At 64.6% G+C, this 8,756-nt stretch carries 15 protein-coding genes; 1 reads left to right on the forward strand and 14 read right to left on the reverse strand.

Annotated elements, in window-relative coordinates; all coding sequences use genetic code 11:
- The 9 genes from maeA to KBZ15_RS12935 form a co-directional block, all read right to left on the reverse strand.
- On the reverse strand, nt 1–914 hold a 914-nt coding region (gene maeA / locus KBZ15_RS12895), incomplete at its 3' end, for an oxaloacetate-decarboxylating malate dehydrogenase (protein WP_255015597.1).
- 61 nt (nt 915–975) lie between these two features.
- Complete coding sequence (locus KBZ15_RS12900) at nt 976–1,374, reverse strand: tellurite resistance TerB family protein (protein ID WP_255015598.1); 399 nt, start codon at nt 1,372–1,374, stop codon at nt 976–978.
- 28 nt (nt 1,375–1,402) lie between these two features.
- Nucleotides 1,403–1,675: a hypothetical protein gene (locus tag KBZ15_RS12905; RefSeq protein ID WP_255015599.1), complete on the reverse strand. Its 273-nt coding sequence runs from the start codon at nt 1,673–1,675 to the stop codon at nt 1,403–1,405.
- 142 nt (nt 1,676–1,817) lie between these two features.
- On the reverse strand, nt 1,818–2,636 hold the full coding sequence (ppk2, locus tag KBZ15_RS12910; protein WP_255015610.1) for a polyphosphate kinase 2: 819 nt from the start codon (nt 2,634–2,636) through the stop codon (nt 1,818–1,820).
- Nucleotides 2,637–2,889: 253 nt separating this feature from the next.
- Complete coding sequence (locus KBZ15_RS12915; protein WP_255015601.1) at nt 2,890–3,252, reverse strand: hypothetical protein; 363 nt, start codon at nt 3,250–3,252, stop codon at nt 2,890–2,892.
- Between the two features lie 243 nt (nt 3,253–3,495).
- Entirely contained in the window at nt 3,496–3,870 is a 375-nt protein-coding gene (locus tag KBZ15_RS12920) for a hypothetical protein (RefSeq protein WP_255015602.1), read from the reverse strand.
- The gene (locus tag KBZ15_RS12925; protein WP_255015603.1) at nt 3,867–4,115 is read right to left on the reverse strand and encodes a hypothetical protein; all 249 of its coding nucleotides are present in this window, start codon (nt 4,113–4,115) and stop codon (nt 3,867–3,869) included. The genes KBZ15_RS12920 and KBZ15_RS12925 overlap by 4 nt, the downstream gene beginning before the upstream one ends.
- 45 nt (nt 4,116–4,160) lie before the next feature.
- A complete protein-coding gene (locus KBZ15_RS12930) occupies nt 4,161–4,763 on the reverse strand; it encodes a DUF4335 domain-containing protein (protein WP_255015604.1) in 603 nt (200 codons plus the stop codon).
- Nucleotides 4,764–4,776: 13 nt separating this feature from the next.
- Complete coding sequence (locus KBZ15_RS12935; protein ID WP_255015605.1) at nt 4,777–5,319, reverse strand: DUF3038 domain-containing protein; 543 nt, start codon at nt 5,317–5,319, stop codon at nt 4,777–4,779.
- A gap of 41 nt (nt 5,320–5,360) precedes the next feature.
- On the opposite strand from KBZ15_RS12935, the gene KBZ15_RS12940 reads away from it, so the two are divergent.
- Nucleotides 5,361–5,885: an adenine phosphoribosyltransferase gene (locus tag KBZ15_RS12940; RefSeq protein ID WP_197150750.1), complete on the forward strand. Its 525-nt coding sequence runs from the start codon at nt 5,361–5,363 to the stop codon at nt 5,883–5,885.
- Nucleotides 5,886–5,903: 18 nt separating this feature from the next.
- On the opposite strand, the gene KBZ15_RS12945 is transcribed toward KBZ15_RS12940, so the two are convergent.
- From KBZ15_RS12945 to KBZ15_RS12965, 5 genes are all read right to left on the reverse strand, one after another.
- A complete protein-coding gene (locus KBZ15_RS12945) occupies nt 5,904–6,128 on the reverse strand; it encodes a DUF2949 domain-containing protein (RefSeq protein WP_311133652.1) in 225 nt (74 codons plus the stop codon).
- Nucleotides 6,129–6,144: 16 nt separating this feature from the next.
- Nucleotides 6,145–7,341 carry an FAD-dependent monooxygenase gene (locus tag KBZ15_RS12950; RefSeq protein ID WP_255015607.1) on the reverse strand — a complete coding sequence of 399 codons (1,197 nt, stop codon included), beginning with the start codon at nt 7,339–7,341 and terminating at the stop codon, nt 6,145–6,147.
- A gap of 94 nt (nt 7,342–7,435) precedes the next feature.
- Nucleotides 7,436–7,708: a high light inducible protein gene (locus tag KBZ15_RS12955; RefSeq protein WP_255013894.1), complete on the reverse strand. Its 273-nt coding sequence runs from the start codon at nt 7,706–7,708 to the stop codon at nt 7,436–7,438.
- A gap of 102 nt (nt 7,709–7,810) precedes the next feature.
- Nucleotides 7,811–8,461 carry a hypothetical protein gene (locus KBZ15_RS12960; RefSeq protein WP_255015608.1) on the reverse strand — a complete coding sequence of 217 codons (651 nt, stop codon included), beginning with the start codon at nt 8,459–8,461 and terminating at the stop codon, nt 7,811–7,813.
- Nucleotides 8,461–8,756, reverse strand: a 296-nt coding sequence (locus KBZ15_RS12965; protein ID WP_315859889.1) for a dihydrodipicolinate reductase C-terminal domain-containing protein, incomplete at its 5' end; no start/stop codon positions are given. The genes KBZ15_RS12965 and KBZ15_RS12960, both read right to left, overlap by 1 nt.

The raw sequence follows: 8,756 nt of genomic DNA on the forward strand, positions 1-8,756 counted from the left end.
AGCAGGCCCTCGGCGATACCGCAGCCAGCAGTTCCCGCACCAAACACCACAATGCGCTGCTCTGCCAGGGTCTGGCCCAGCCCCTGGCAGGCCGCCAGCACCGCCGCACTGACCACGCCGCTGGTGCCCTGGATGTCGTCATTGAAGCTCGGCAGCTGGTTGCGGTAGCGCTCCAGCAGCTGGCGGGCATGGCTTGTGCCGAAGTCTTCCCAGTGCAGGCAAGCGCCGGGACACTCCAGCCGGACGGCCTCGACGAACTCATCGACGAAGCCCAGGTAGTCAGCCCCAGCCAGGCGGCGCTGGTGCAGGCCGGGGTAGAGGGGATTGGCCAGCAGACTGGGCCGATTGGTGCCCACATCGAGGGCGACCGCCAGCACCCGCTCCGGGTTGAGCCCTGCGCAGAGGGTGTAGACAGCCAGCTTGCCCTGGCAGATGTGGATTCCTCCCACCCCCTGATCTCCGATGCCGAGGATCCCTTCTGAATCGGTGACGAGCACCAGGTCGATGGGGCTATTGATGCCATTGCGCAGCACCTGGCGCAGGCGACCCCGCTGGTCGGCACTGATAAATAGACCCTCAATGGGGGTGCGGTAACTGCGGCTGAAGTCCTGAATCACCGCCCCCACGGTGGGGGTGTACACGATCGGCAGCACCGCTTCGAGGTGGTCGCTGAGGAAGCGGTGAAAGAGCACCAGGTTGCTGCGGCGCAATCCCTCCACGAAGGCGTATCGCTCCAGGGAGCCCTCCAGCTGGCAGAAGGCTGCCCAACTGCGCTGCACCTGCAGGGCCAGGCTCTCAACCTGGGGCGGCAACAGCCCCTCGAGCCCAAAGGCAAGGCGCTGGGGCGCCGCAAAAGCGGTGCCCTGATTCAGTGCGGGATCCCGGAGCAGATCCAGCCCACGTTTGCTGGTCAAACGCAGCGAGGGCGAGGATGGGGCGGCTGCCGCTGCCGGCTCATGCATGGAGTTGGCAGGCCTAAATCTCTGCATGGAGAATATCCATCACCCTGAGGATCTCAGAGCTAAGGGCGCTATCGAGCTCCAGAACAGCGGCGAGATTGATCAAAATATTCTGTTCATCATCCTGCAGGGGGCCATCGGAGCGCATTATTTCTGCCGCCACGGCAAAAGCGGCGCCCCGCTGCCTGGCATTTAAAATCGCAGCGCCATCAACCATTAGATGCTGGGCTCCTTTTTCCCGCAGTTGCTTGAGCAGGGAGTCCAACAATTGCATCATCTGGGCTTCGTCATAATCACGAAATGGCTTGCGGTAATCGAGGGCATGGCGCAGGGATCTGGAGCCAGCCATCGATAAAACACCATCCCAACAAACAGCTGCCAGGGCTACTGCAGCAAACGCATCGGCGGCGCTCATCGAATTCATTGGCCTAGGGGCGGGGTGACTAGGTGGCGAGGCCTAACAACAAGGGCTCGGCCTCACTTTTAACATCACCCAGCTGCCAGTTGTGCAGCAGTAGGTGGCGCAGAAACTCAACTGCCGTCTCCTTAGCCTGAAAGTCGAGCCTCTCGATCACACAGCCCAGCCCCTGACCAGACTGGAAGGTGGTGTGGATCGCCGCCAACTTCTTGCCGGGATTCAGGATCAAGCTCCAAGTGCCCTTGTAGGAGGCGCGTCCATCCTCGAGGGTGATCAGTGCGAGGCCAGAACTGACCATGGGGCTGATGACCATGGGACTGGTGCAAGGGGTAGCCACTGCACTCGTTAGCCGGCGGCGGCGCTGTGACTGTCGCGACAGATTCGCGATTCTTTACGCCTGCTGTCTGGACTTGCCCTTGGGGGGCCAAGCACGGCCATGCCTAGGGGTAGCAGTTGGGAACAAAAAACTGTTCATTCAGCGGGGGTCTCTGGTAGTCGCCACCGCCCAGGCGGGGGGGCAGTTCGATCGGCTCAGGAGTCATGTCCACATAGGGAACCTTGCTGAGCAGGTGCTGGATGCAGTTGAGACGGGCACGGCGCTTGTCGTCAGCCTCAACAGTGAACCAGGGCGCTTCAGGAATGTTGGAGTGGGCGAACATCTCGTCCTTCGCTTTGGAAAACTCAACCCAGCGATCACGGGACTCCAGATCCATCGGGCTCAGCTTCCAGCGCCGGGCTGGGTCTTCAAGGCGGGAGCGGAAGCGGGCTTCCTGCTCCTCATCACTGACCGAGAACCAGTATTTCAATACCGTGATGCCGCTGCGCACCAGCATGCGCTCAAATTCTGGGCAGGATTGCCTGAACTCCTCAACCTGCTGGGGCGTGCAGAATCCCATCACGTTTTCCACCCCGGCGCGGTTGTACCAACTGCGATCGAAGAGCAGAATCTCGCCAGCGGAGGGAAAGTGCTCCACATAGCGCTGGAAATACCACTGGGTCTTCTGCTGATCCGAGGGTGTGCCCAGGGCCACTACCCTGCAACCGCGTGGGTTGAGGGGCTCGGTTATCCGCTTGATCGTTCCGCCCTTGCCAGCGGCGTCCCGCCCTTCAAAGAGCAGGATGATGCGATAGCCGCTGTGCTTGATCCAGTACTGCATCTTGACCAACTCCACCTGGAGCCGGGCCAGTTCTTTTTCATAGAGCTTGCGATCGAGCCTGGTTTTCCTGCCCTCCGAATTGACAGAAAAATCATCAAAGATTGGTGAGGGGAAATAGCGATCGCTCGGATTTTCAACCTTAGATTTACCTGCCTTGGCATGGGCAGCCGGGTTCTTTTTGGCCTCTTTTAACTTCTTTTTCAAGCTCTTTTTCAAGCCCTTTTTCTTCTTGCCGGCCTGCCCATCCGCGGGGATTGCCACCACATTGGTCACGGGAAACTATGCATTACTCAGCCCAGGCCTACCGCCTGCGGGGCAGGCCCATTGCAGCAAAGGCCACATAAGGGCGTGATTGTTATTTTTCTTTATGGAATACGGGGGCGGGCTGGGGCTCCGGCTGCTGGATAGGCGACTGGTCCAGCTGTTGGATAAGCGGCTGGTCCAGCAGATTGACTAGGTCCCTGCGGGCGGGGCTAGCCCGATTCAACTCCCTCTCCAGGCTGGCAATGCGCATTTCACGCAGACAGTATTTGCAGCCACCGGTGGTTTGCAGGTGCTTTTCAGGGGTAATCGAAATCTGCTTTACCGGATGGGTGGTGCAGCGAATTCGGACCGGTGTCTTGTAGCTTTTATAGATGATCTCAGCGTAATCATATTGATTGCCAAAGCGAAATCTGGCCCGCTCTAGGAAAAGCTCCCGACTGATTGGGTTGCCCATCGCCAGGCCCCTTCCGAAGTCTTAAGGAGCGTAATTTAAACAAGCACCGGCCCTATTCCGCAAGTTCCTGCCAGAGCGACACGTTGCTGCGATCCTGGCTAGCGATCACCCAAACTGGATCATGATTCCTGAGAAGCCCCAGCGGCCTGCCTGGCTGAACTGGTTGTTCCTGGTGGCCTTCCTCTGGAGCTCCTACCAGCTGGCAGGTTTCTGGATGCAGCGGCTGCATGGCTAGGTGTCCGCTCAGGGACGAGCTGGCGGCTGGGGCCAGAGGGCCTGAATCAGGCGAATCAGGGCCACCACCACCAAAGCGAGCGCCGCAACGGCCGCCAGCACCAGCAGAAGCACGGAAAGCAGCTGCAGCACGCCCCAGAGCGCCTGCTTGACGCCTTCGATCAGATTGACCAGGGCTGTGCTGAGCACCAAAAAGGTGTCAAACCGATCCGGCACCTGCAACAGGGCCAGGATCAGGCCTACCCCAGTGCCGCCCAATAGGAAGGAGGTGCCGATTTGGCGCCAGCGGGCCTGGAGCTGGCGGCCCCGAAATACCCGCCGCCTGGCCTTAGCGGGCTTGCCGCTGGCAGGAAGCTTCTGCTCGTGGCGACGGACTGACTTCATGCCTCTAGGACGTAGCCGGCACCGCGCATCCAGCGCTCGAATTCAATCAGCACCAGCTCATTGGGGCAATCGATCAGGGAAAGATCGGCCACGGTGCAATCCCCGTGGCCGCCATGGTGGAGGGAGAGGCGAAAGTCTTCGCCACTGAGCCCGCAGACCTCCGGATCGCTGCGCACCACCACTCCAAGGCTGGCGCCGAGCCGGGCCACCCGAATCCGTAGCTCTGACCAACTCAGCTTCGCCATGGACCCGGCTGGAACAGCTTCAGTGTGACCAGGCCGGCGCCAAAGTCAAGAAGGGGGCTGCTGGACCGCGCTGGGGTTGGCCGTGGGTGGGGCCACAGGCTTGGGTTCGGGAAGCAGCAGGCCCATTCCAGCTGCCAGCCCCAGGGCCAGCACCCCCCCAAGCGGGGCGGCCAGGCGCTGGGCCAGGGGCCGGCGTTCCAGCAGCTCCCGGGCCCTGAGGGGCAGGGGCGAGGGCAGCTCAAGCGGCAGCTGCAGGCGGGGATCGAGGCGCAACTGATCGAGTACCCGCACCAGATCGGCCAGCTCGGCATCGTCGAGCTCGAGCTGCAACGGGGGCGTATCGGCTTGGCTGCTGCGCAGCAGCAGCAGGTGGCCCCTGCCAGGGTTGGGGCCGATCTCCACCGGCGTGGGGTCGGCCCCAAAGCGGCGGGGCACACCGCTGATCAGATAGCGGGCGTAGGGCAACACCACCTGCATCAGGGCTAGCAGGTGCTCCTTGCGGCCCTCCAACGCGGGACGACCGGCCCACTCCAGGTTCCAGCCCGTGATGATGCCGAGGGCCCCGGCGCCCTGGCCCACGGACACATCCGGCAGACCCTCCACCCGCAGGCGACAGCTGAGTTGGTCGTATTGAAGGGTCTGTTTCATGGCCTGGGCAAATTCATGGCTGGGCGTCCAGGAGGCTGGCCCGCAGGCGCTCAAACCCGCCCGCGCCCGAGCCCAGGGCAAGGGCCTGTACCAGCTGGCGGGCCTGGCGGGCGCCGGCGTCGGGGTCGAGCAAGAGTTGCACGCCGCCGCGGCGGGGGTTCATGCGCTCGCGGATCAGCTCCAGCAGGCGGCCGCGGAACAGGTCCCAGCGCTGGCTGAGCACCTCGGCAGGCTCGGCGCTGGTGAGCAGGCCGCGCAGCAGGGGGTAGAGGCGGTCGGCCAGGGAACAGAGGATGCGGATCATGGCGTCGGTTTCCACCGGGTCGAGGCCATCGCGGCGGGTGGTGCGGCGCAGGGGATTGGTGCAGCGCCGCTTCCACAGTTCCACCCGGTTGGGGAAGAGGCTGGTGAAGCCCATCTGCTCGCTCATCCACACCATCGACTCGCCGCCGTTGAGGTCGAGGGCCTCCACGCTGAGCAGAAGCAGGTCGAGGCGCTCCAGGCCGCGGCGGGGAAGCCGGGCGCTGGGTTCCGGCGCGGTTGGGTCCAGGGGCATGGCTGCGATGATGCCAGCAAGTGCCCCCCCCCGTCACGTCCATGACCCCAGACCTGCGCGAACTCGTGCGGGATGTGCCCGATTTCCCCAAGCCCGGCATCCTGTTTCGCGACCTGACGCCATTGATGCGCGACCCCGCCGGCTGGCAGGAGGTGATCCGTCAGCTGGGCGCGGTGTGCGAGCGGCTGCAACCAGAGCTGATAGTTGGCATTGAGTCGCGGGGCTTCATCGTCGGCACCGCCCTGGCCACCGCCGTACGCCTGGGCTTCGTGCCGGTGCGCAAGGCCGGCAAGTTGCCCGGCAAGGTCACCGGCGTCGATTACGCCCTGGAATACGGCAGCGACCGCCTGGAGATCCACAGCGACGCCCTGGCCGACGGCTCCAGGGTGCTGATCATCGACGACCTGCTGGCCACCGGCGGCACCGCCGCCGCCTGCGCCGAACTGGTGCAGGCAGCCGGCGGCGAGCTCTGCGGCTTCGGCTTCGTGGCCGAGCTGGCGGCCCTCGAGGGCCGCCGCAAACTGCCCCAGCAGCAGCCGGTCGAATCCCTGATCATCTACAGCTGATCATCTAGAGCTGATCACCTACAGCTGGTCCTGCCAGGCGATCAGGGTGTCAAATTGCTCGAGGCTGATCAGCCCGTAGCGCCAGAGCACCACTGGCAGGGGTGCCAGCTCCTGCTGGGCCTGGCGCAGCCCGAGCTCCAGGGCACTCTCACTCAGCCCGAACTGATGGCGCAACAGGCGCACCATCTCCTGGGAGGGGGGGGGCAGGGAAGGGGTGCTGATCACCTTGGGCTCGGGGGCCACGTGCAATCCATGCTGGTCATTGGCGCAACAGCTGGCAAGGTCCGTGGGTCATCGCCGCCAGGGCCAGCTGCCTCAGCGGTGGCAGGCGGGCCAACAGCAACAGGGCCAGGTGGCGGATGGGCAGGAGCAGGGGCGAACGGTTGGAGAAGAGCCTGACCAACAGGTCGGTAGCCAGCAGGGTGAGCAGCAGGTCGGGCCAGCGGCGGCGGCCATAGGCCGCAGGTAGCCGCTCCACCGCCAACCGGCCAGCCACCACCTGCCCCGCCAGACGCTGGAGCTGGGCCACGTCACGCCAGCAGAGGTTGAGCCCCTGCCCGCCTACCGGATGGCAGCGATGGCCGCTCTCGCCCACCAGCACGGTGCGGCCCCGATGCAGGCGGTGGGCCAGCAGCAGGCCCACCGGATAGGCCCGGGGGGCATCCAGCAGGGCATCGGGCTGGAGCCCATCCGGCAGGGCGCCAGCCAGGGCATCAAGGAAAGCCCCATCGCCAAGGCTCTCCAGCTGGCGGCAACGGCGGGCCGGCGCACTCCAGACCAGCTGGAATATGCCGTCTCCCAGGGGCAGCACCGCAAAGGGCCCCTCGGGCCGCAACAGCTCCCAGGCCTGGTCGTTGGCGCTGCCGCGCAGCTGGACCAGACAGGTGAGGCAATTCTGGGAGTAGGCCCAGTGCAGGGAGCCGATGCCCAGGGCCGCCCGGCTGGGGGAGTGGGGGCCGTCGGCGGCAACCACCAGGTCTGGCGGCGGCAGGGACGACTGGACCGGTGCAGAGCCCAGCTCGAGAACCACGGCGGGATCGGCCGCCAGGGCCGCCAGCAAGGGCGGCAGAAGCAGCTGGTGCTTGGCAATCCAACCCACTGCAGCGGCTGAGGGAGTGGATGAAAGAGTGGCTGAGGGGAGGGCGTTTGCCGGGCCCGGGCCAAGATCAGCCAGCGTGAAGCCCACCTGGCGCTCTACAGCCAGGTCGACCAGCTCCAGGCGGCTGAAAGGAACCATGACCTGCTCCAGAGAGCTCCACAGCCCCAGCTGGCAGAGCAATCGCTGGCTGGAGTGGCTGAAGGCATAGGCGCGGTTGCGCTCCACCAGGGCCGAGGCCGGCAGGGGATCACAGATGCGCACCTGCCAGCCGGCCTGGGCCAGGGCCAGGGCCGCCAGGGCGCCGGTGGGACCGGCCCCCAGCACCTGGGCCCGGAAAACCGGATTGGGATGGACCATGGCGACAGGCTGATCAGCCCGGGTGGGAGCACAAAAAAGCCGCAGCTCAATTACTGCGGCTCAAGTTGGAACTGGGCAGAGATTTCAGTTGGGTTCAGCCGATGCCAAGCAGGCCGCGGGTGAAGGATTCGCCGCCCAGGGCAAATTCGGTGATCAGCAGTGCAACGAAGCCGAGCATGGCCATGCGGCCGTTGAGCTTTTCAGCCCGCTCGTGGAAGCCCCAGCCGCTTTCGGTGGAGACCACTTCCATGCGGGGCTCGGTGGCGAAGGCATTGAGACGGCCCCCATCTTCGGTGGTGACGGTGGCGCCCCGGATGGTGGCTGCGGCGACTGCGGGGGTGGGTGCTGCGGGGGTGGCCTGGGTCATCGGGACTCTCATGTGGGGTTGTTGACGGAATTGTAACGCAATATTGCAGAGCTTGGGCAGATCGGTGGCCAAAGCGCTCAACGAACCTCTCTGCGAGAACCCTCAGCGAAATCTTTTGAGGCAGAGCTCCTCAAAGGCCGGGCGCAACAGGAAGGGGTATTCCCCCACCCACAGCTTCAACTGGGGCAGCCAGGCATCGCTGATCGCCCCCACCTGGGAGAAATCCTTGCGCTCACTGAGCACCAGCACCCGCACCACCATGCCGGCGCGGATCTTCTGGTGCTTTTTCTTGTCAAAGGGAAAGCGCACCTTGCCGAGATAGCCCTGCTCGTCCTCCAGCTCGAGGGTGAGCCAGGTGCGGCGGTTTTCCACCAGCTCCAAGCGACCGCTGTTGTTGGCCTGTTCGCGCCGGTCCTCAACGATCTCGCGGGTATATAGATCAGCTATTTCCCCTTCAAACAGGGCGGCTGCCGGGTAGCGGCGCAGGGTGGCGTTCTTCTGGCCGGCCTCCAGGATCGGGCCCCAGAGCAGGTAGAGGGCAAACACCACTCCCACCACCAGAAACACTGGGCCGAACTGGCTGGAGAAGAGCAGGGTCTGGCTGATTAACAGCGTTATCACCGCACCGATCACCGTGATCAGCACCCGCTGCAGCACCTTGCGGGGATTGCCGGTGCAGGCATTGAACTGGGGGCCGGTGGCCACCGCCGGAATCAGCCGAGGGAGCTCGCCGGGGCGCAGGGGAAGCAGCATCAGATCAGCCGCTCCAGGCCGTACACAAGCCCACCCAGCTGGCGCACCTTGCGCACGGTGAGCAGCACCCCCGGCATGTAGGCGGAGCGCTCGATCGTGTCGTGGCGCAGGGTGTAGGTCTCCCCGGGCGCACCAAACAGCACCTCCTGGTGGGCCACCAGGCCCGGCAGGCGGATCGAATGGAGCCGCAGACCGCTCTCGCGCAGCCCACCGCGGCAGCCCGCCAGGGTTTCGTGCTCCTCCACCTGCTGGGGGTTGAAGGCTTTGCCCAGTTCCTCGATCAGCTCGGCGGTCT

This window comes from Cyanobium sp. BA20m-p-22 (assembly GCF_024346275.1).
Classification (GTDB): domain Bacteria; phylum Cyanobacteriota; class Cyanobacteriia; order PCC-6307; family Cyanobiaceae; genus Cyanobium_A.

Excerpts from the sequence above, each read along its gene's own strand:
- KBZ15_RS12900 (WP_255015598.1), bottom strand. The coding sequence starts at position 1,374 with ATGAGCGCCGCCGATGCGTTTGCTGCAGTAGCCCTGGCAGCTGTTTGT.
- KBZ15_RS12950 (WP_255015607.1), bottom strand. The coding sequence starts at position 7,341 with ATGGTCCATCCCAATCCGGTTTTCCGGGCCCAGGTGCTGGGGGCCGGT.
- KBZ15_RS12930 (WP_255015604.1), bottom strand. The coding sequence starts at position 4,763 with ATGAAACAGACCCTTCAATACGACCAACTCAGCTGTCGCCTGCGGGTG.
- KBZ15_RS12935 (WP_255015605.1), bottom strand. The coding sequence starts at position 5,319 with ATGCCCCTGGACCCAACCGCGCCGGAACCCAGCGCCCGGCTTCCCCGC.
- KBZ15_RS12955 (WP_255013894.1), bottom strand. The coding sequence starts at position 7,708 with ATGACCCAGGCCACCCCCGCAGCACCCACCCCCGCAGTCGCCGCAGCC.
- KBZ15_RS12940 (WP_197150750.1), top strand. The coding sequence starts at position 5,361 with ATGACCCCAGACCTGCGCGAACTCGTGCGGGATGTGCCCGATTTCCCC.
- KBZ15_RS12960 (WP_255015608.1), bottom strand. The coding sequence starts at position 8,461 with ATGCTGCTTCCCCTGCGCCCCGGCGAGCTCCCTCGGCTGATTCCGGCG.
- KBZ15_RS12905 (WP_255015599.1), bottom strand. The coding sequence starts at position 1,675 with ATGGTCAGTTCTGGCCTCGCACTGATCACCCTCGAGGATGGACGCGCC.
- KBZ15_RS12915 (WP_255015601.1), bottom strand. The coding sequence starts at position 3,252 with ATGGGCAACCCAATCAGTCGGGAGCTTTTCCTAGAGCGGGCCAGATTT.
- KBZ15_RS12920 (WP_255015602.1), bottom strand. The coding sequence starts at position 3,870 with ATGAAGTCAGTCCGTCGCCACGAGCAGAAGCTTCCTGCCAGCGGCAAG.
- KBZ15_RS12925 (WP_255015603.1), bottom strand. The coding sequence starts at position 4,115 with ATGGCGAAGCTGAGTTGGTCAGAGCTACGGATTCGGGTGGCCCGGCTC.